We start from the raw sequence: 20796 nt of genomic DNA on the forward strand, positions 1-20796 counted from the left end.
CGGCGGGAGAGCCGTGACGCTGACAATCGCATTCCACGTATTGATTTGGCGGGGAAATGCAGACTAAAATTCGGCCAGCGACGCGAGCAGCCGAAGGTGAGATGAACGCGCAGCCGACCAGCACAAGCATGAGATGCACCGCACGGGCGGTACGCTTGCTGCTGTGGCTTTTTGCAGCCTTCGCCTTCGCCGATTTCGCGCCCGCCGTGGCCGATCCGCTGCGCGCGGTGAAATCCGGGCTGACGCGCGAGGCGGCCGACACCCATCCCCTGTTCGCACTGGCGGCGACGCAGGCCGTGGCCATCGTCGCGACGGATTGCGATCCCCTGTCCGAACTCGAACTGCCGAAGCCGGACCCCGTGGTCGATGCGGATGACGGCATTCCCGCGACCCACCTGCTGGCACCGGGAGCCACCGAGCTCGGCGCCGAAGCGCTCGGCGGCGGGTGCCTCGACGGCCAGCCCTTCGCTGCCTTCCACTCGCGCGCTCCGCCCTTGGCCGCCTAGCCCTGCATCCGCTGCGGGGCGGCAACATCCTTCGCAGTGCATTCGAACAAAATTCAGCACCGACCACTCCTCTGGCCAAGCCCTGGGGTGGCATTCAACATTGGAGTTCACAATGTCCAAGACGCATCCGCTCGGTTTCCGCATCGAACGCGACATCAAGGAAGCGCTCGTCAAGGCCGCCAAGGAAGATCATCGTTCCGTATCCTCGCTGGTGGAACTCGTGCTGGCGCGCTGGCTGCGCGAGCGCGGCTATCTGCACGACCTGACCGACAAGGCCGCGTAACGGTGCCTGCGGGCGCCATTAGACTAAGGTCATAATCCGAAAGCATCTATGTTTGTCTCTCCCGAGAATCGCTAGCCTGCGCGGGTAGGCTCAAGCACTGGCCGTATCCGCATGTCCGGTGTGTGTCATTCTCGGGAGGACAACAATGGCAATCGCGACAGCGGCTGGAGGGACCAGCCGCAAAATGACCCGCGAAGAAAAGAAGGTCATCTTCGCTTCGTCGCTTGGTACCGTCTTCGAATGGTACGATTTCTATCTCTACGGATCACTGGCCGCCTTCATCGGCGCGGCCTTCTTCAGTGAGTATCCGGAAGCGACCCGCAACATCTTCGCACTGCTGGCCTTTGCGGCGGGCTTCCTCGTCCGCCCGTTCGGCGCGCTGGTTTTCGGTCGCATCGGCGATCTCGTCGGCCGCAAATACACCTTCCTCGTCACCATCCTCATCATGGGCTTCTCGACCTTCCTGGTCGGCTTGCTGCCGGGTTCGGCGTCATGGGGCATCGCGGCGCCGATCATCCTGATCGCCCTGCGCATGCTGCAGGGTCTGGCGCTCGGCGGCGAATATGGCGGCGCCGCGACCTATGTCGCGGAACATGCGCCGGATGACCGCCGCGGCTTCTACACCTCGTGGATCCAGACCACCGCGACGCTCGGCCTCTTCCTGTCCCTGCTGATCATTCTCGCCATCCAGACGGCGATGACCAAGGAAGCCTTCGCGGCCTGGGGCTGGCGCATTCCGTTCCTTTTGTCCTTCATCCTGCTCGGCATTTCCGTCTGGATCCGGCTTTCGCTCAACGAATCGCCGACCTTCAAGCGCATGAAGGAAGAAGGCAAGGGCTCCAAGGCTCCGCTTTCGGAAGCCTTCGGCCAGTGGAAGAATGCCCGTATCGCGCTGCTGGCGCTGCTCGGCCTGACCGCCGGCCAGGCAGTCGTGTGGTACTCCGGGCAGTTCTACGCGCTGTTCTTCCTGCAGAACGTGCTGAAGGTCGATGCGGTATCGGTCAACATCATGATCGCCATCGCGCTCGCACTGGGCACGATCTTCTTCGTGGTCTTCGGCTGGCTTTCCGACAAGATCGGCCGCAAGCCGATCATCATGGCCGGCCTCGCACTGGCCATCGTCACCTACTTCCCGCTGTTCAAGGCGCTGACCTGGGCCGCCAATCCGGCTCTCGCCACCGCCCAGCAGAACACGCGGGCGACGGTGACCGCGGCTCCGGGCGACTGCAAGTTCCAGTTCAACCCGGTCGGCACCGCGAAGTTCACGACCTCGTGCGACATCGCTACCGCCTTCCTGACCCGCAACTCGGTGCCCTACGACGTCGTGACGACCGGCGCCGCAGGCACCCCGGCAACAGTCAAGATCGGCGACACCACGATCGAATCCTTCGATGCGATCGCAGCCGGAGCGGACGCGACCGCCAAGACGGCGGCCTTCAACAAGGCGGTCAACATCGCGCTTCACAATGGCGGGTATCCGCTCAACCGAGCCGCGGCGACCGTGGCCGACCAGAAGCTCGACGCGTTCGCGGCGGCGAATCCGGAACTCAACCTGGACGTCGCAGCAATCCGCGGCGGCGAGAAGAAGGCGGTTCCGACCGAACAGGCGATCAAGGACAAGCTGGTGACGGCCGAAGAGGCAGCCGGCGCGGCCGAGATCACCACCTACTCGATCCCTGCCGCCGGCGCCTTCACCATGGTGGCTGACCCCGCCGCGGTGAACTGGCCGCTGGTCATCGGCATCCTGTTCATCCTGATCATCTATGTCACCATGGTGTACGGACCGATCGCGGCGATCCTGGTCGAGATGTTCCCGACCCGCATCCGCTATACCGGCATGTCGCTGCCCTACCATATCGGCAACGGCTGGTTCGGCGGCCTGCTTCCGGCGACCGTCTTCGCCATGAGCGCGGCGGCCGGCGACATCTACTACGGTCTCTGGTACCCGATCGCGATCTCGGCCATGTCGCTCGTCATCGGCCTGATCTTTGTGCGCGACACGCTCGGCACGGACCTTCACGCCAAGGACTGATCGCAGCCATCATAGCGCTTTTGATCTGCACCCGGCGGGCAACCGCCGGGTGCTTTGCATTCACCCGGCCTTCGCGGCACGGTGCCGGGCTGATAACATGGTGGATGGCACAGGAGGTCTTCCATGAAAATCATCGCCTGCGGCAGCGCCGCCACGATACCCGCCCCCGAAAGCTATTTCACGGGCCGGGTGATGCAGACGCCGGTGATCGAGACGCCGGAGCCTGCGCGTCTGCGGGCAAGCATGGTGAGTTTCGAGCCGGGCGCCCGCACCGCCTGGCATACGCATCCGCTCGGGCAGACGCTGCACATCACTTCGGGCGCCGGGCTCGTCCAGTGCTGGGGCGGGCCGATACAAGAGGTGAGAGCCGGAGACGTGGTCCATTTCGCACCCGGCGAGAAGCACTGGCACGGCGCGGGGCCGAAGACGGCCATGACGCATCTCGCCATGCACGAGGCGCTGGACGGCAAGATTGTCGACTGGCTGGAAAAGGTGACCGACGAGCAATATGCGGGCGGATAAGGCTCCCGCCGGCGATATCGAAGCGATGGCCGCTCAGGCTTGAGCGAAGGCCGCGCGAAAAACTTTTCCGCTCCGGCCGGCAAGCGCATCATCGACCGCGACGAGGAACATCTCAGCGCAGGCGCTCCAGCTATAGGCGAGCGAACGTTCGCGGGCCGCGGAACGATCGGCCTTGAGCGCGGCAAGCGCCGCCTCGCGCAGATCCGTCGAAAGCGCGCCGTCGACGCCGTTGCGGACGATGTCGACCGGCCCGGTGACGGGAAAGGCGGCAACCGGCGTGCCGCTCGCCAGCGCCTCGACGATGACATTGCCGAACGTGTCCGTCACGCTGGGGAACACGAAGACGTCGGAGGATGCGTAGTAGTCCGCGAGCTGCCCGATCGGCAAATGCCCGAGAAACCTGACGCCCGGATATTTCGCCTTCAGCCTCGCCAGTTCGGGTCCGTCGCCGATGACGATCTTCGTGCCGGGCAGATCCAGATCCAGAAACGCCGGCAGGTTCTTCTCCACGGCGACCCGGCCCGCGGAGAGGAAGACGGGTCCGGGCAAGCCGAGATCGCGGCGGCGCTGCGGCCGGAACAGTTCCGTGTCCACGCCGCGCGTCCACGGCCGCAGCTTCGTGAAGCCACGGGATGCAAGATCGTCGGCGAGCGACTGCGTCGCGACCAGCGTCCCCGAGCCGGAATTGTGGAAGGAGCGCAGCCAGCCATAGGCCACGCTTTCGGGCACCGGCAGCCGGGCGCCGAGATATTCCGGAAACTTCGTATGATAGCTCGTCGTGAAGGGCCGTCTACTTTTGCGGCAGTGGCGGCGCGCCATCCAGCCCAACGGTCCTTCCGTGACGAGATGAATGTGATCGGCCTCCGCCTCGTCGATCAGCCGCGCGACATGGCCGGGTGTCGTCAGGGCGATCCGGATATCGGGATAGGTCGGCAGCGGAAACGTCTTCCTGAAATCCAGCGGCGTCAAAAACCGCGCTTCGACGCCCCGGTCCGCAAGCGCCTCTGCGAGCCGTTCGAGGGTGTGGACGACCCCGTTGACCTGGGGTTTCCAGGCATCCGTCACCATCAGAATGCGCAAGCGGCAACTCCGTCCAGCCGCGTCGCGAGGGAATCGACGCCATCCAGCAGATGGCGGCCTTTGAACAGAGTTTCATGACGCCCGGATGAAGGCGCCGGTCCTATGCCGGAATGCGGATCACTGCCCTCAAACCACCCATGGGGCTCGTGTCGAGGGAAATGTCGCCGCCATGGCTGCGTGCGATGTCGCGTGCGATGGCGAGGCCGAGGCCGGTGCCGCCCTCGTCCTGGTTGCGCGCCTCGTCGAGCCTCACGAAAGGCTTGAAGACGTCCTCCCGCATCTCGGGCGGAATACCGGGGCCATCGTCGTCGATGGTGACGGTCAGCCAGCCGCCCCTGTGAATCGCGGCCACGCGCACGGTCTTCGCATAGCGGAAGGCATTGCCCGTCACATTGGACAGAAGGCGGCCGAAGGCATGCGGCCTGACATGCACCTCCGGCGTGCCGACAATACGCGTGGAAAGTTGCCTTCCGCGCAATTCCGCGTCGCCCGCAAGGCGGCTGAAATAGGAGTCGAGGTCGAAACGTCCCGCATCCTCCTGCGCCTCGCCCCGCGCGAAGGCGAGATAACCTTCCAGCATCGACTCCATGTCGCCGATGTCCTGGTTGAGCGCCGCGACGTCCACCTTCTTGCCCGAGAGGGCGAGTTGCAGCCTGAACCGCGTGAGGATCGTGCGCAGATCGTGGCTGACGCCGGTCAGCATCGCGGTGCGCTGTTCGATCTGGCGCTCGATGCGCTCGCGCATCTGGATGAAGGCAAGACCCGCGCGCCTGACTTCCTCCGCCCCGCGCGGCTTGAAGTCCGGCGGCGGCGGGCGGCCCTTGCCGAAACTCTCCGCCGCTTCGGCGAGCTGCAGGATCGGCTTGATCTGGTTGCGCAGGAACGGCACCGCGATCATCAGCAGAACCAGCGACGTGCCGACCATCCAGGTGAGGAAGATGTAGGTGTTCGGCGCGTAGGCATGGCTGCGGCGCGCGAAGACGCGCAGAACCTTGTTTTCCATCTGGATGCGGATCTCGATGATGTTCGAGTTCCCGACCGTATCGATCCAGAAGGGACGGTTGATCTGCTTGGTGATTTCCGCCGAGAGCGCGCGATCCAGGATCGAGAAGAACGGCTTCGGCCCGGGCGGAGGCAGAGGGTCCGCCGGCAATATGTCGATCTTCAGCGACAGCCGGTCGCCGGCGATCCGGATGACGTTGGAATAGTCGCCGCCCGGCGACGTGTCGATCATGTCGATGATCGCCGCGATGTCGCGCGTCACCGCTTCCGAGAGGCGCTGCGTCACCGTCTGCCAGTGGCGCTCCATGAAGACGAAGGCGATCACGGACTGCAACAGGATCATCGGCGCGATGACAATGATCAGCGAGCGGGCATAGAGCCGCTTCGGCATGTAGTAGGAGACGAGACGCCAGAAGCGGTGCCAAGCGCGACGCACCGGCCGCAACCCGCCGCTGAGGCGCTCGCGCGCGCTCTCCATCTGCCGGCGGGCGGTATCCGTTATCGTCATGCGTCTCTTCCGGCCTTCTATGTGGCCACGGTCGAGGGTTTATTCCACGTTCAGCCGATATCCGACACCGCGCACGGTCTGCAGCCAGACAGGATTGGCGGGGTCACGCTCTATCTTGCGCCGAAGCCGGTTGATCTGGACATCGATAGTACGCTCGCCGACCTCGGCCTCGCCGGCGACGAGTTCGTGGCGCGCGATCGTCTCACCCGCGCGGAGCGCGAAAATGGCGAGGATATCCTGCTCGCGATCGGTGAGCTTCACCACCTCACCGCCCCTTTTCAGCTCGCGCCGCGCGATCTGGAACGTGTACGGCCCGAACACCAGTTGCTCGACCTTCGGCGTCTGCTGCTGCCCACCACGGCGCAGGATGTTGTTGATGCGGAGGATAAGTTCGCGCGGATCGAACGGCTTCGGCAGGTAGTCGTCCGCGCCCGCCTCCAGTCCCGCGATGCGGCTGTCGGTTTCCGACAGCGCGGTGAGCATCAGGATGGGCACGTTCTTTTCCGCCCGCAGCGCGCGCGTCAGCTCGACACCGCTTTCTCCCGGCATCATCACGTCGAGGATGAGAAGGTCGAAGTCCAGTCCGCCGAGCTTCCGCCGCGCCTCCGCAGCCGTCGCCGCGACCGTGACGCGAAAACCGTTCTCGGTGAGATACTGCTTCAGGAGATTGCGGATGCGCGTGTCGTCGTCCACGACGAGCAGGTGCGGCGCGTCATCGCCCGGAACGCCTGAGCGATCGGCGAATTCACTCGGTTCCATCGCTCCCCCCTCCTCCGTTGCCCGGCAACCCGTCGACCTGGGTCCTGAGCTCGGGGTTTACCATCGCCTTCAGGAAACGTTCGACGACGTTGCGGTCGGCCGGCACTATGTCCTGCAATGCCTTGGCGATGCGGCTGGACTGTGGCCGAGCCAGATCGAGCGCCAGCGCCCTGCCCTTGGCCGTGGGATAGAGCTCGCGCTGCCGCCGGTCCCTGGGACCTTGTACCTGCACGATGTAGCCGGTGTCGATCAGTTGCTTCAGCACGCGCGCCAGGCTCTGCTTGGTGATCTTCAGTACATCCAGAAGTTCCGCGACCGTCAGCCCCGGCATGCGGTTCACGAAGTGCAGCACCCGGTGATGCGCCCGGCCGAATCCGTACTCCTCCAGTATCTGATCGGGGTCGGAGGTGAAGTCCCGATACGCGAAAAACAGCAGCTCGATCAGCGGCAGGTCGATGCCGTCGGCAGGCGACAGGGCGGTGCGGATGGGTTTGGGAGAAGGGATGGAGCGATCCGGCATGGGGTTCCCGCACAGAAATATGTCAGCACTATTGACATATTTTGGAGCCGATGGTAATTTTTGGCAAGCTTTTCGGACAATTGCGAACGAAAAGGCAAGCGATTCCGGCATTTACCGCAATTTTCGGCGGATTTGCCATATCGTCACAATCGACCTACCCTGACCTTAGGAAAAATCAGGTGTTTGGCCGGCACCGTAGCATTGCTTTAAGGCTGGAAGCCTTGGGAGGTTAGACATGGCATCGGTTCCCTTCGATCAGCTCGAGGGCTTCATCTGGATGAATGGCGCGTTCGTCAAATGGGCGGACGCCAAGATTCACGTTCTCACTCACGGACTGCACTATGCAAGCGCCGTCTTCGAAGGCGAGCGCGCCTATGGCGGCGAAATCTTCAAGCTGACCGAGCATACCCAGCGCCTGCATGATTCGGCGAAGATCCTGGGCTTCACCATTCCCTACAGCGTCGAGGAGCTCGACGAAGCCTGCCGCACGCTGCTTGAGAAGCAGGGCTTCCAGGACGCCTATGTTCGCCCGATCGCCTGGCGCGGCAGCGAGCAGATGGGCGTGTCGGCGCAGAACAACCGCATCAACTGCGCCATCGCCATCTGGCAGTGGCCGAGCTATTTCGATCCCGCGCAGAAGCTCAAGGGCATCCGCCTCGACATGGCCGAATATCGCCGGCCCGATCCGCGCACCGCGCCGTCGAAGTCAAAGGCCGCCGGCCTCTATATGATCTGCACGCTTTCCAAGCACGCAGCGGAGGCCAAGGGCTATGCCGACGCCATGATGCTGGACTGGCGCGGTCAGGTCGCGGAAGCGACCGGCGCGAACATCTTCTTCGTCAAGGACGGCAAGATTCACACGCCGAAACCCGACTGCTTCCTCGACGGCATTACCCGCCGCACGGTGATCGACCTCGCCAGGCGGCGCGGCCTCGAAGTGATCGAGCGGGCCATCATGCCCGAGGAACTGACGGGCTTCGAGCAGTGCTTCCTGACCGGGACAGCGGCAGAAGTGACGCCGGTATCTGAAATCGGGCCGTACCGCTTCGAGGTCGGCGAGATCGCCAAGACCCTGATGAACGACTATTCGGCCGAAGTTCAGCCGAAACGCGCCATCGCGGCGGAGTAATCCCGCCGCACGGCCGGCGGCGGATGGCACGCGTCATTCGCCGTTGGAAATCCTCCTGCGTCATTTGACATTCATGAGAATCGGCGTCTGATAACGCGCCCGGCGCCTACAGCCGGGTATGGAGGGATTAATCATCATGGACTCGAACCTCATTCTCTCAATCGTGGTGCAGGTGATCACGGGCGTGATCGGTGGTCAGGCCGTTGGCGCGGCGCTCAAACAGGCAGCTATGGCCCAGCTACCGAAGATCCTGAGCGGCGCGGTCGGCGGTGTCATCGGCGGACAGATACTTGGCGCCCTTCTCGGTGGCAGCGCTGGTGATCCGGCGGCGGGCGCGGCAGCAGGCGGCAGCATGGGCGGCCTGCTCGGCGACGTGATCGGCGGCGCCGGCGGCGGCGCGATCCTGACGGCGATCGTCGGAGCGGTGATGGGCAAGAAAGCCTGAAGCGATCCTTGCCAGTTTCGTGGGACGGGCGGCTCAGGGCCGCCCGTTTCTTTTCAATGGACGCCGGACGCCGCGCTTTCCTGAAGCGTATCGCGTCAGATCGGAATCAGTTGACACGCTTCAAGTTCCTGTTTTTTCGCATGTCGTTATCCCGAAACCGGCTCCCACTTTCGGGCGGCATGCTTTAAATGCAGGCAATCCGAAAGTGAGGCATATGGGTCAGCTCAGCGGCATCATCGTTCCGGTCACACCGTTCCAGCAGAATTGCACGATTCTGTTCGACGCCGACGACAGGACGGGCGTCGTCGTCGATCCGGGCGGCGACGTGCCCGCGATCCTCGAAGCCATCGAAAAGCAGGGTATAAAGGTGGGTTCGATCTGGATCACGCATGGCCATCTCGACCATGTCGGCGGAGCCATGGAACTGAAAGAAGCGCTCGGCGTCGACATTGTTGGCCCGCATGAGGCCGATCTGCCCCTGCTCTCGAATGTGGAGCGGCAGTCGCAAAGCTATGGCCTTAGCGGCATGAAGAACTGCATGCCCGACCGCTTCCTGACCGAAGGCGAAAGCGTCAGCTTCGGCGACCATGTCTTCGAGGTGCTGCATTGCCCCGGCCATGCGCCCGGCCATGTCGTCTATTTCAATCGCGCCGCGAACTTCGCCCATGTCGGCGATGTGCTTTTCCGTGGCTCGGTCGGCCGCACGGATCTGCCCGGCGGGGATCACGACGCGCTGATCCGGTCGATCAAGGAGAAGCTTCTCCCGCTCGGCGACGACGTCGGCTTCATCTGCGGCCATGGACCCGGCGGCCGCTTCGGCGAAGAACGCCGCACGAACCCGTTCCTCACCTGAGAAGAGCGCGGCGTGCGCGAGTCACGCCGCACGCCCAAGGCGCTATTCTGCTGCTTCAGCCCGCATTGCAGAAATGCTTGCGGCCATCGCGTCCGACATAAGTGCCGGTCGTCGCATCAAACGTGCGATAGCGATCGCGACAGTACCGGTACCATGAGCGTGACCACGGCTCGAAGGACGGCTCGTCATAGGCTTGGTCGCCGTTGGCAAAGGCGGCGGCAGACCCCTCGATCATGAAATCGCGATTCGGGCTTGGCCGCGGATGGCGCAGCGGATTGCCGGCGACAGGCTCGTCGCGACTGGAGGCGAGCGCGCCGACAACCAAGGCGCCCAGCGCGAGGCCGACGATACCGGCCGCGACAAGGTCGCTATCCTTGTTGGATTCACTGCGATAGTGCCGATGATCGCGCCAGCGCTCGCCGGCGTCGGCCGGAACCGTGGCAAAAGCCGTCGCGGCGACCGCCGCCGACAGCACCGTCTTCCTGAAGATGTTCATGATGTCTCCTGCGCGGGCTCATCGGGTGAAGCGAGCCCGGATGGCAGGAGCGATATCGAATGTCACCTGAACGCGCGCTGAACGCACGAAGTTGAACGGCCTCCGCCTGCGAATGCGGAGATGCCGATGTTCCAAACCTTCCCGGCGACGAAAACGTCGGATCAGATGACGGTGAGGTTGACTGCCTTGGGACCCTTGCCGCGCTTGTCGGGTTCGGTGTCGAAACGCACCTTCTGGCCGTCCTCCAGACCCGGCAGACCCGACGACTGTACGGCTGAAATATGGACGAATACGTCCTTCTGGCCGTCATCGGGCGTGATGAAACCAAAGCCCTTGGCGTGATTGAAAAATTTGACGGTGCCGGTCTGCGGCATTGCTTGCTCCTCTTCATTCCCCTCTGCGAAGGCGATCGAACCTGAAGTCCGATTGCATTGGGCCTTCACGGGAGGAGAAGAAACAGACAGCCTGCGCGGGTATATCACCTTCTGACGCAAACCGCCCTGGTGCCTCTCAGCCGAGTTGCCCGGGGCAAGCCATTCCAGTCTCCGGGCCGGCAAATGCCCGAACGTGAATTTTTTCCTTCATTTTTCAAATATGAGCAAGCGAAACTTTGCTAACGGCGGACTGTCCGGAAACTAAATGTCCCGCACACCGGCCGCGCCGGGCAAATCGAACCCGGCCGTGCCGCAACTCTCCTTGATGAAGATAACAAAAGTTAAGGGCGCGGCAGATACTGCCGCGCCCCGACAAGAAATGCTTGCGCAGAGATGCTGTCGATTACTCGACGCGCAGGTTCACGGCCTTCGGGCCCTTGCCCATGCGATCCGGCTCGACGTCGAAGGAAACCTTCTGACCGTCGACCAGCGTGCGCAGGCCGGACTTCTCGATCGCGGAAATGTGGACGAAAACGTCCTTTGCACCACCGTCCGGCGTAATGAAGCCGAAGCCTTTGGTTGCGTTGAAGAACTTTACGGTACCTGTCTGGGCCATCTGGAAACTCCGTCACCCGTCATTTCGATGATCCATGACGACCAACGTCAGGGATCGGTTAGGTCTTGGCCGTTTTGCGCTGGCGGCTGCACACCCCTGCCAAGGCGGGTGGTTAGAGATTCACGATGTCGGGGAAAGGGTCGTCCAAAACGTTCCAGTCTCCGGGTCAGCAAATGCCCGAACACGAAAACTATCGCATGTATGAATGAATGTTGCAAGTCGTGAGCGAAAGACGGGCGCCGGCCGCTTGACGGATGCTAATTTGGCGGCGCCAGCCGGATCGCGGCCTCGGCCTCGCGGCGCAATTGCGCGGGCAGTGCGTCGATGGGCATGATGCGCTCCCGCTGACGATCCCGAATCCGCAGGAACGGCAGCAGTTCGTAGGCGGCGATCCGGCCGCACTCCCAACTCGCGGTGCTGATGTCGACGATGAACATCGCCCCCAGCCGCCGCATCTTGCGCGCCGACGAGTCGCCATGGAAGGTGCCCAGCCCATAGGCCACATAGGTCGACCCGATCCGTTCCACCGGCTGGATGCATCGCTGGTGATGACCCGCTATCAATCCCACGCCCCGCGCCGCCAGGGCGCCGGCCCGCTGTGCCGTTCGCACCCCCGGCCGTTCCGCGTTGTACCTGTCCCAGTGCGGAAAGGCGCACAATATGTCCAGACTTTCGGCCTCAGCGGCTAGCCAGTCATTGGCGGGCAAATCCTCGGTCAGCGTCACGCGCCTGCGAAATTGCCGGCGGGACCCTCGCCGCCACTCCGAGAAGGCGATGAGACCGACAGAGAGCCTGCCGACCGCGATGTCGTGGATGAAACCGTGCCGGCGGTTGCCGATCACGCGCACCTGCAGGGATTTCAGCGTCTCCAGCGTCTCCTCGAAGCCGGAGACAGACTGGTCCAGCATGGAATCATTGGCGACCGAGAGCACCAGCCGGTCGGTCTCGATGCCCATCGCCGAGATGACGCCGAGAAGCGCTCCGGCGTTCATGTGACTCCGCCGGCCGAACCAGGAGCGCACGGGGACATGCGGCTTCCGCACCACCGGACTGTTGCAGTTGGCGACGACCAGATCGGCCGACTGGAGCGCGCCGGCGATGGCGGGATGCAGCAAAGGCGCCTCGCGGCCATTGTCCGCCGCGATATCCCCAAGGAAGATGAGGCGCACGAAATCCACCGGCGGCTGCTTCATCAGGGCGGCCGCCATCGGCACCCATTGACGCTCCGGCCCGGCGTCTTCGGTCTGAACGTTGCGCGATTTCCAGAACCTCGCGGGCATCGTGCGGCGGCTCGTCCTCCATCCCAAAGGGTCGATGATGCCGGAATTTATGAAAAGATGGGGAATTTTCTCTTAACGAGGCTCGGCCCGACCTCGCCGGAAGATGCCTTGACCCCGCCGGCATTGCTGGCACATGGTCCCCGCGCCGACACCGGAGGCCATTTTGACCGAACACTTCCTGCTGCCGCTGGCCGCGCTGCCCTTCCCGAATATCGATCCCGTGATCATCCGCATCGGCCCGCTCGCGGTGCACTGGTACGGCGTCGGCTATATCGTCGGTATCCTCTTTGCCTGGTGGTATGCGCGCAAGCTGGTGGCGGCGGACCGGCTGTGGGCAGGCGGCAAGTCGCCGATCAGACAGCAGGACATAGACGATTTCCTCGTCTGGGCGGCAGTCGGCGTCGTGCTGGGCGGGCGGATCGGCTATATCCTCTTTTACGACTTCGCCCGCTATATCCAGAACCCGGCCGACATATTCGCCATCTGGCAGGGCGGCATGTCGTTCCATGGCGGCTTTGCCGGAACGACGATCGCGATGGTGCTGTTCGCCCGCTCGCGCGGCTACAGCGTGCTGTCCATGTTCGATGTGATAGCAGCCGGAACGCCGGTGGGTCTCGGGCTCGTGCGAGCGGCGAATTTCATCAATTCCGAGCTTTGGGGCCGGATCACCAACGTGCCGTGGGCGGTCGAGTTTCCCAATGGCGGTCCTTTCAACCGGCATCCGAGCCAGCTCTACGAGGCGCTGCTGGAGGGCCTAGTCCTGTTCGCGATTCTCGCTATCCTCGTCTGGGGAGTCCGGAAGCTCACGACGCCCGGTTTCGTCGCGGGAGCCTTCGTCGCCGGCTATGGCGCGGCCCGCATTTTCGTCGAATTCTTCCGCGAACCGGATGCGCAGCTCGGCTATCTCGCCGGCAACTGGCTGACCATGGGCATGATCCTGTCCCTGCCCATGGTCCTGATCGGTCTCTATCTGATGTGGCGGGCGCGGCCCGCATCGCCTGCCGTTCCGGCATGAGCCGTCTGAAGCGGCGCATCCTCGATCGCATCGGGGCGCTCGGGCCGATCCCGGTGCAGGAATACATGGCGCTGTGCCTGTCCGATCCTCAGGACGGCTACTACATGACGCACGAACCGTTCGGACGCGGCGGCGATTTCACCACCGCGCCCGAGGTGAGCCAGATGTTCGGCGAACTGATCGGCGCATGGATCGCAGCGACATGGCAAGCGCTCCGTCGACCGGAAGGGACGATGGTGGTCGAGATCGGTCCCGGGCGCGGCACGCTGATGAAGGACATCGCCCGGACGCTGCACAGGATCGCGCCCGCTCTTCATGGATCATCGCCCTACAGGCTGGTCGAAACCAGCGACAGGCTGGCCGCCCTGCAGGCGAGCACGTTGAAGGACGCAGGCGGCGAATTCGTCTGGCACAGCCACGTCGACGATCTGCCGCCACGGCCGATGATCATCGTCGGCAACGAAATTTTCGACGCCATACCGGTCCGCCAGTATGTGAAGACCGGCAGCGGCTGGCGGGAACGGCTGGTCGATCTCGGCGATGGCGGCGCCCTTCGTTTCATCGCCGGTCCCGGCTCGCTCGACCCTTCGCTGCTCCCGACGGACGCCGGCGCCGCGCCGCAAGGCGCGATCTTCGAGGTTTCGCCGGCCCGTTCCGCCATGATGCAGGTGGTCGCGGAGCGCATCGCGCGCCATGGCGGCGCAGGCCTGTTCATCGATTATGGCCACGTCACGCCCGGCATCGGCGACACCCTTCAGGCGCTGCGGAAACACGCCTATGACGACCCGCTTTCGCATCCCGGCGAGGCCGACCTGACGATCCATGTCGACTTCTCCGCACTGGCCGACTCGGCGCGAGTGGCCGGTCTGGAGGCACACATCACGACGCAGGGCGACTTCCTGCTTCGTCTCGGCCTGCTGGAGCGCGCCGGCGCGCTCGGTGCGGAGGCCGGGCCGGAGATCCGCGAACGCCTGACCGGGGAAGTCGAGCGGCTGGCCGCACCCGACCAGATGGGCGAACTGTTCAAGGTCCTCGCGATAGCCAGGACCGGCACGGCATGTCCCGGCTTCGCACCGGCCGATTGACTCGCGAAAGACGCTGCATCACTGTCGACAACCGTCGGTTACAGGGCGTTACTTTAGGTGGCGCGGCTTGACGAGCGGACCCGGGCAAAGGAGAAAGCGGCGAGATGCTTGATTCTTCGAGACCCGATCCCCTGCGCGCGGAACCTCTGGAAAACCTCGCGAAATCAGGGATCAGACATGGTTTTTTCACACGCGTCGGCGGCGTGTCGTCCGGGATTTATCATGGCCTGAACATCGGTACGGGCTCCGACGACGACCAGTCGCTCGTGCGGGAAAATCGCCGGCGCGTGGCGGCCTGGATGGGCGTTCCGGCCGACGCGCTGATCACCGCGCACCAGATTCACTCGCCGGACGCGATCATCGTGCGGGCGCCATTCCCCGGTGAGCGGCCCAGGGCGGACGCGGTCGTCACCGATCGTCCGGGCATTGCCGTCGCGGCCTCCACTGCCGATTGCGGGCCGGTGCTGTTCGCCGATCCGCGGGCGCGCGTGGTCGGGGCCGCGCATGCCGGCTGGAAAGGCGCCTTCACCGGTGTTCTGGAAAGCACCGTCGCGGCCATGGAGAGCATCGGCGCGCGGCGTGAGAACATCATCGCCGTGCTCGGCCCGTCGATCAGCGCACGGAACTACGAAGTCGGTCCGGAATTCGTCGCCCGCTTCATCGAAGCCGACACCGGGAACGAGCGCTACTTCGAATCGTCGGGCGCGAACGGTCACGCATTGTTCGACCTCAATCGCTATACGGTCGATCGCCTCGGACGCGCCGGCGTGAACGCCACGCAGCTCGGCCGCTGCACCTATGCCGAAGAAGACCTTTTCTATTCCTATCGCCGCACGACACATCGCGGCGAGGCGGACTACGGCCGCCAGATTTCCGCGATCGTTCTGGAGGATATTTGATGGCGCTGCATTTTGAACGCACCGAGTTCGACGCAAGGCGCGACCGCCTGATCCTCGAGATGATCGAGCGCAAGCTGGACGCCATCGTGCTCTTCGCGCAGGAAAGCATGTACTGGCTGACCGGCTACGACACCTTCGGCTTCTGCTTCTTCCAGTCGCTGGTGGTGAAGGCGGATGGCTCGATGGTGCTGCTCACCCGTTCCGCAGACCTGCGGCAGGCGCGTCACACGTCCATCATCGACAACATCCTGGTCTGGACGGATCGCGCCGACGCCAACCCGACGGTGGATCTGCGCAATCTGCTGAACGACATGGACCTGCTCGGCCGCCGCATCGGCGTCGAATACGACACGCACGGCCTGACCGCCTTCAACGGCCGGCGGCTCGACGAACAGTTGCAGACCTTCGCCCAGATCGTCGACGCCTCCGGCATTGTCGGACGCCTGAGGCTGTTCAAGAGCCCCGCCGAGATCAGGAAGGTGGAAAAGGCGGCCGCCCTCGCCGACGACGCGCTCGATGCCGCGCTGCCGCTCATCAGGCAGGGCGGCGACGAGGGCGCGATCCTGGCGGCCATGCAGGGCGCGGTCTTCGCCGGCGGCGGCGACTATCCGGCCAACGAGTTCATCATCGGTTCCGGCGCCGATGCGCTGCTCTGCCGCTACAAGGCCGGGCGGCGCAAGCTCGCCAAGAACGACCAGCTGACGCTGGAATGGGCGGGCGTGTACCATCACTACCACGCGGCGATGATGCGCACGGTGCTGACCGGCAAGGTCTCGAAGCGCCATCAGGAGCTCTTCGATGCGTCGAAGGATGCGCTGCAGGCGGTCGAGGCCGCGATGGTGCCCGGCAAGACCTTTGGCGACGTCTTCGACGCGCATGCGAAGAGCATGGAGGCGCACGGGCTCACCAAGCACCGTCTGAACGCCTGCGGCTACTCGCTCGGCGCCCGCTTCACGCCGTCCTGGATGGACATGCCGATGTTCTATCAGGGCAACCCCGAGCCGATCGCGCCCGACATGACTCTGTTCGCGCACATGATCATCATGGATTCCGAGAGCGAAACGGCGATGACGCTGGGCCGGACCTACCTCACGACCGATTCGCAGCCCCGCGCCCTCTCCCGCCATGATCTCGACTTGATCGTGCAGTGATTCTCTGGACTGAACGGCATGGCAGGGGTGCGGCATGCCGAGGGGAATGTGAACCGATGACGCGACCGCGTCCGTCACCCGTCTGTGTCGTTGCGGCGATGGCGATGCTGTCGGCCTGCACCAGCACGGACGTGCTGGAGCCTTCCGCGATCGCAGCGGACAGCCGTACGACGGCGGCGGGTTCGGCGGCGACCGCTTCGGTTCAGACTCCGGCGCAAGCACCCGCCGGCACGACATCGACGACCGACCGAAGCACCGCAACAGCAGCCCTGCCCGCCGTCAGCCGCCTGCAATTCGCGCCGATCATCGGCACGCCGGTCGAGGCGGCCGCGCCGCTCACCGAGCGGCTGGCGCTGAGAGCGCGGGAGCGCGGCATCGCCATCGCGCCAAGCGGCGAGCCGCAGACCTATGTGCTGAAGGGCTATTTCTCCGCGCTGCCGGAAGGCAAGGAAACGACGGTCGTCTATGTCTGGGACGTGCTCGATTCTTCCGGCAACCGCCTCCACCGCATCCAGGGGCAGCAGGTGGCGCAGGGCGGCAACGGCTGGTCCTCCGTTTCCGCATCGACCATGCAGGCCATCGCCGATCAGACCATGGAACAGCTCGCTGGCTGGTTCGGCCGAACGTCCGGCTGAACGGATGGAGCCGTACGAAGTCGCGCAAAACGTCGGATCGCCGCTTGCAATACCGGCGCTGAGCGCTAAAAGCCCGCTCAAAGCGTCGGCCAAGGCAATCGCATGAAACTCTTTGCGGGCAATTCCAACCGGGTGCTGGCCGAGGCCGTCACCCGCTATCTGAACATCCCGCTCGGGAAGGCAAGCGTCCGGCGCTTCGCGGACCAGGAAATATTCGTCGAAATCCAGGAGAACGTCCGCGGCGAGGACGTCTTCGTCCTGCAATCCACCTCCTTTCCGGCCAACGATCACCTGATGGAACTGCTCATCATGATCGACGCCTTCATGCGTTCATCGGCACGCCGCATCACGGCGGTGATCCCCTACTTCGGCTATGCCCGTCAGGATCGCCGCGCCTCGGGTCGCACGCCCATCTCCGCCAAGCTGGTCGCCAACCTCATCGCGCATGCCGGCGCCAACCGCGTCCTGACGCTCGACCTGCATGCCGGCCAGATCCAGGGTTTCTTCGACATCCCGACCGACAACCTGTTTGCGGCGCCGGTGATCACCCGCGACATAAAGTCGAAATACAACACCTCCAACGTCATGGTCGTCTCGCCTGACGTCGGCGGCGTGGTGCGTGCGCGGGCCGTCGCCAAGCGCATCGACGCCCAGCTCGCCATCGTCGACAAACGCCGCGAGCGGCCGGGCGAATCCGAAGTGATGAACATCATCGGCGACGTGCGCGGCAAGGATTGCATGCTGATCGACGACATCGTCGATTCCGGCGGCACGCTCTGCAACGCCGCCGACGCGCTTCTGGCCAATGGGGCGACGAGCGTCACCGCCTACATCACCCACGGCGTCCTGTCCGGCGGAGCTGCCGCGCGCATCACCGGTTCGAAGCTCAAGGAACTGGTGATCACCGACTCGATCCAGCCCACCCAGGCCGTGACGGACGCGCACAACATCCGCGTGCTGCCGATCAGCGATCTGATCGGCGAGGCGATCTCCCGCACCGCGACCGAGGAATCGGTTTCAAGCCTGTTCGACTGATCCTGCGGCGCGACCTCAGGCCTATCTCAGCAAGCCGTCGAGCGTCGGCAGCCCGATGATCGCACTTGCCGCGATCAGGCCGTAGCAGATCCGCCTGAACGTCGCCTCGTTGGCGCGGCTGAACAGCCGGGTACCGGCAAACAGCCCCACCCCGAAGGCGGGGCCGATCAGGATGGAAAGCTGTATCGACTGCCACGTCAGAAGACCGGCGGCCAGATAGCTCGCAATCGACAGCACGCTCGAAATCGCGAAATAGAGAACGATGTTCGCCCGCACCATCTGCGGCGTGAAGGCGCCGCCCAGCCAGTAGGCGACGACCGGTGGGCCGCCGACCTGCGCCGCGCCGGAGAAAAGCCCGGATGTCATCCCGACGGCGACCGTCATGCCCGCCGGCGCGCGGCCATGATAGCGCCAGCCGGACATCAGCAGCGCGAGCAGCGTCACCACGATCGCCACGATTGCCCAGCGGATCGCGGCCGGATCGGCATGTGTGAGAAGATAGGTGCCGGCGGGCACGCCCACGGCGGCGCCGACCGCCATCAGCGCGACATTCGGCCGATCCGCATTCCGCCATGCTTTCGGAACGAGACCGGGCGTCAGCACGACATCGACGATCAACAGCAGCGGCACCGCAAGCTTGGGTCCCACGACGGAACTGGCCAGCGGCACGAAGATGAGCGCGCCGCCGAACCCGGAAAATCCGCGTGCGCAACCCGCCACGAATGCCGAGACAAGGAGGAAGACCATGCCCGCATAGGATAGGTCGGCAGGAAGATATTCGTGCATGAGGCCGCCGGGCGATTGATCTCTTTTCCCCGCAGATATAGCGGATGATGTCCCGGCGTGATGCCGCCACCGGGACGTTGGCCGTTGGCCAGCCGGCTTGCGCGGCGCGGGCCCATCCGCTATAGAGCCGCCACCCGCGTAGACACCCTTGGAGGCAACGCGGATGAGAGCCGCCCACCCGGCGGCTTTCGACGTTTACGGGCATGCCGCCGCTGCGGCTCCCGCAAGCGCTCCACAACTTGAAAGGAAAAGCCATGAGCAATTCGTACGAGCTCAAGGCCGAAGCGCGCGAACAGGTCGGTAAGGGGTCCGCCCGTGCAGTTCGTCGCGACGGCAAAGTGCCTGCAGTCATCTATGGCGACAAGCAGCCTCCCCTGGCGATCGCTCTGTCGTACAAGGAAATCTACTACAAGATCCACGGCGGCGGCTTCCTGACCACCGTCGCGACGATCGACGTGGACGGCAAGAAGATCCAGGTCCTTCCGAAGGATTACCAACTCGACCCGATCCGCGACTTCCCCATGCATGTCGACTTCCTGCGCGTCGGCAAGGACACGGAAGTGAATGTGGAAGTCCCGGTGCACTTCATCAATCACGAGCAGTCGCCCGGTCTGAAGCGCGGCGGCGCGCTGAACGTCGTGCGCCACGAGGTTGAGTTCCACTGCCCGGCGAACGCCATTCCGGAATTCATCACGGTCGACCTTGCAGGCGCCGATATCGGCGATTCCATCCACATTTCGGCAGTCAAGCTCCCGGCCGGCGTCAAGCCGGTCATCGCGGATCGCGATTTCACCATCGCAACCATCGCCGGCTCTGCAGCGGCGAGGTCGGAAGACGACGCAGCCGCCCCGGCCGCCGAGGCGGAGTAATCCGGCAGTCCGGGAGCCAAGTCGATGCTGCTTTTTGCAGGGCTGGGCAATCCGGGCGGCAAGTACCAGAACAACCGGCACAATGTCGGCTTCATGGCGGCGGACGCGATTGCCCGCCGCCATGATTTTTTGCCCTGGTCGAAGAAATTTCAGGGCCTCGTCGCCGAGGGCACGATCGGCGGCGAAAAGATCCTCCTGATCAAGCCCCAGACATTCATGAACCTCTCGGGCCAGTCGGTCGGCGAGGCGATGCGATTCTACAAGCTGCAGCCCGGCGACGTGACGGTGTTCTATGACGAACTGGACCTCCTCGCGGGCAAGGTCCGCGTCAAGGTCGGCGGCGGCGCGGGCGGACACAACGGCATACGGTCGCTGGACCAGCATATCGGGAATCCGTATCGCCGGGTCCGGATCGGCATCGGCCATCCCGGCGTCAAGGAACTGGTGCACGGCCATGTGCTCGGCGATTTCGCCAAGGCCGATGCCGAATGGCTGGACCCCCTCCTCGATGCGATCGCGGAAAACGCCGACAAACTCGCCAAGGGCGACGACAGCGGCTTTATGAACAAGGTGAGTCTTGCCTTGCAGGACAGACTGACACCGACCGGCGATGACGACCGGCCGCCCGCCAAGGCCCCAAAGCAGCAAAGCCACATCCGCCAGGCGCGGCCGCAGCCGGCCGTCAAGCTCCCCGAGACCGGCCCGATGGCCGCGATGCTGAAGAAGCTGCTGGGCAAGGATTGAGCAATCCCCAATTGTTGAACCGGGGCTTCGTCCCACGTATATACGAGACGACGAAGTTCGTGTTTTCGTGCAATCGGCCCTATGACAAACGTTACGATAAAACTCAGTGAAGACAGGTTGAGGGACGTCCGCATCGAGGCGGCCCGTGCCGGGAAAAGCGTGTCGAGGTTTC

General features: G+C 64.1%; 24 protein-coding genes. 15 read left to right on the top strand and 9 right to left on the bottom strand.

The genetic code is table 11. The annotated features are described in order from the left end of the window. Window positions 1-128: 128 nt before the first annotated feature. From M9955_00300 to M9955_00315, 4 genes are all read left to right on the top strand, one after another. Window positions 129-506: a hypothetical protein gene (locus M9955_00300; GenBank protein MCO5080075.1), complete on the top strand. Its 378-nt coding sequence runs from the start codon at window positions 129-131 to the stop codon at window positions 504-506. 112 nt (window positions 507-618) lie between these two features. Then, window positions 619-789: a hypothetical protein gene (locus M9955_00305; protein MCO5080076.1), complete on the top strand. Its 171-nt coding sequence runs from the start codon at window positions 619-621 to the stop codon at window positions 787-789. Window positions 790-934: 145 nt separating this feature from the next. Continuing rightward, window positions 935-2821 carry an MFS transporter gene (locus M9955_00310; protein ID MCO5080077.1) on the top strand — a complete coding sequence of 629 codons (1887 nt, stop codon included), beginning with the start codon at window positions 935-937 and terminating at the stop codon, window positions 2819-2821. Between the two features lie 123 nt (window positions 2822-2944). After that, a complete protein-coding gene (locus M9955_00315; GenBank protein MCO5080078.1) occupies window positions 2945-3343 on the top strand; it encodes a cupin domain-containing protein in 399 nt (132 codons plus the stop codon). A 33-nt stretch (window positions 3344-3376) separates the two neighbouring features. On the opposite strand, the gene M9955_00320 is transcribed toward M9955_00315, so the two are convergent. The 4 genes from M9955_00320 to M9955_00335 all read right to left on the bottom strand — a co-directional run bounded on the left by M9955_00320 (window position 3377) and on the right by M9955_00335 (window position 7212). Further along, window positions 3377-4423, bottom strand: coding sequence for a glycosyltransferase family 1 protein (locus tag M9955_00320; GenBank protein MCO5080079.1), 1047 nt, complete (start codon window positions 4421-4423; stop codon window positions 3377-3379). A 100-nt stretch (window positions 4424-4523) separates the two neighbouring features. Beyond that, a complete protein-coding gene (locus tag M9955_00325) occupies window positions 4524-5903 on the bottom strand; it encodes an ATP-binding protein (protein ID MCO5080080.1) in 1380 nt (459 codons plus the stop codon). Between the two features lie 69 nt (window positions 5904-5972). Then, a complete protein-coding gene (locus tag M9955_00330) occupies window positions 5973-6692 on the bottom strand; it encodes a response regulator transcription factor (protein ID MCO5080081.1) in 720 nt (239 codons plus the stop codon). Then, window positions 6679-7212 carry a MarR family transcriptional regulator gene (locus tag M9955_00335; GenBank protein ID MCO5080082.1) on the bottom strand — a complete coding sequence of 178 codons (534 nt, stop codon included), beginning with the start codon at window positions 7210-7212 and terminating at the stop codon, window positions 6679-6681. The genes M9955_00330 and M9955_00335 overlap by 14 nt, the downstream gene beginning before the upstream one ends. Before the next feature lie 235 nt (window positions 7213-7447). Here M9955_00335 and M9955_00340 point away from each other — a divergent pair, with 235 nt between their 5' ends. The 3 genes from M9955_00340 to M9955_00350 all read left to right on the top strand — a co-directional run bounded on the left by M9955_00340 (window position 7448) and on the right by M9955_00350 (window position 9639). Next, window positions 7448-8341, top strand: coding sequence for a branched-chain amino acid aminotransferase (locus M9955_00340; GenBank protein ID MCO5080083.1), 894 nt, complete (start codon window positions 7448-7450; stop codon window positions 8339-8341). Between the two features lie 136 nt (window positions 8342-8477). Next, entirely contained in the window at window positions 8478-8786 is a 309-nt protein-coding gene (locus tag M9955_00345) for a hypothetical protein (protein ID MCO5080084.1), read from the top strand. Window positions 8787-9000: 214 nt separating this feature from the next. After that, complete coding sequence (locus M9955_00350; GenBank protein MCO5080085.1) at window positions 9001-9639, top strand: MBL fold metallo-hydrolase; 639 nt, start codon at window positions 9001-9003, stop codon at window positions 9637-9639. 55 nt (window positions 9640-9694) lie between these two features. Here M9955_00350 and M9955_00355 read toward each other — a convergent pair whose 3' ends face one another. From M9955_00355 to M9955_00370, 4 genes are all read right to left on the bottom strand, one after another. Next, window positions 9695-10135: a BA14K family protein gene (locus tag M9955_00355; protein MCO5080086.1), complete on the bottom strand. Its 441-nt coding sequence runs from the start codon at window positions 10133-10135 to the stop codon at window positions 9695-9697. 161 nt (window positions 10136-10296) lie between these two features. Beyond that, entirely contained in the window at window positions 10297-10509 is a 213-nt protein-coding gene (locus tag M9955_00360; GenBank protein MCO5080087.1) for a cold-shock protein, read from the bottom strand. 403 nt (window positions 10510-10912) lie between these two features. Next, window positions 10913-11125: a cold-shock protein gene (locus M9955_00365; GenBank protein MCO5080088.1), complete on the bottom strand. Its 213-nt coding sequence runs from the start codon at window positions 11123-11125 to the stop codon at window positions 10913-10915. Between the two features lie 257 nt (window positions 11126-11382). Next, window positions 11383-12405 carry a CapA family protein gene (locus tag M9955_00370; GenBank protein MCO5080089.1) on the bottom strand — a complete coding sequence of 341 codons (1023 nt, stop codon included), beginning with the start codon at window positions 12403-12405 and terminating at the stop codon, window positions 11383-11385. A gap of 133 nt (window positions 12406-12538) precedes the next feature. Here M9955_00370 and lgt point away from each other — a divergent pair, with 133 nt between their 5' ends. The 6 genes from lgt (at window position 12539) to M9955_00400 (ending at window position 18225) form a co-directional block, all read left to right on the top strand. After that, window positions 12539-13420, top strand: coding sequence for a prolipoprotein diacylglyceryl transferase (gene lgt / locus M9955_00375; GenBank protein ID MCO5080090.1), 882 nt, complete (start codon window positions 12539-12541; stop codon window positions 13418-13420). Next, window positions 13417-14505 carry a class I SAM-dependent methyltransferase gene (locus M9955_00380; protein ID MCO5080091.1) on the top strand — a complete coding sequence of 363 codons (1089 nt, stop codon included), beginning with the start codon at window positions 13417-13419 and terminating at the stop codon, window positions 14503-14505. Before lgt ends, M9955_00380 begins: the two co-directional genes overlap by 4 nt. A gap of 104 nt (window positions 14506-14609) precedes the next feature. Continuing rightward, window positions 14610-15404, top strand: coding sequence for a peptidoglycan editing factor PgeF (gene pgeF, locus M9955_00385; protein MCO5080092.1), 795 nt, complete (start codon window positions 14610-14612; stop codon window positions 15402-15404). Continuing rightward, on the top strand, window positions 15404-16555 hold the full coding sequence (locus M9955_00390) for a Xaa-Pro peptidase family protein (GenBank protein ID MCO5080093.1): 1152 nt from the start codon (window positions 15404-15406) through the stop codon (window positions 16553-16555). The genes pgeF and M9955_00390 overlap by 1 nt, the downstream gene beginning before the upstream one ends. A gap of 56 nt (window positions 16556-16611) precedes the next feature. Next, the gene (locus M9955_00395; GenBank protein MCO5080094.1) at window positions 16612-17190 is read left to right on the top strand and encodes a hypothetical protein; all 579 of its coding nucleotides are present in this window, start codon (window positions 16612-16614) and stop codon (window positions 17188-17190) included. A 102-nt stretch (window positions 17191-17292) separates the two neighbouring features. Beyond that, window positions 17293-18225: a ribose-phosphate pyrophosphokinase gene (locus M9955_00400; protein ID MCO5080095.1), complete on the top strand. Its 933-nt coding sequence runs from the start codon at window positions 17293-17295 to the stop codon at window positions 18223-18225. Between the two features lie 21 nt (window positions 18226-18246). Here the strand turns inward: M9955_00400 and M9955_00405 are convergent, their stop codons facing one another. Next, on the bottom strand, window positions 18247-19011 hold the full coding sequence (locus tag M9955_00405; protein ID MCO5080096.1) for a sulfite exporter TauE/SafE family protein: 765 nt from the start codon (window positions 19009-19011) through the stop codon (window positions 18247-18249). Window positions 19012-19265: 254 nt separating this feature from the next. Between M9955_00405 and M9955_00410 the strand changes: the two genes are divergently transcribed. After that, window positions 19266-19880 (top strand): 50S ribosomal protein L25/general stress protein Ctc, encoded by a 615-nt coding sequence (locus M9955_00410; GenBank protein MCO5080097.1) that lies wholly within the window; start codon window positions 19266-19268, stop codon window positions 19878-19880. Between the two features lie 24 nt (window positions 19881-19904). Then, entirely contained in the window at window positions 19905-20624 is a 720-nt protein-coding gene (gene pth / locus M9955_00415) for an aminoacyl-tRNA hydrolase (protein MCO5080098.1), read from the top strand. Window positions 20625-20796 lie beyond the last annotated feature (172 nt).

It is taken from the genome of Rhizobiaceae bacterium (genome assembly GCA_023953845.1).
Classification (GTDB): Bacteria; Pseudomonadota; Alphaproteobacteria; order Rhizobiales; family Rhizobiaceae; genus Arvimicrobium.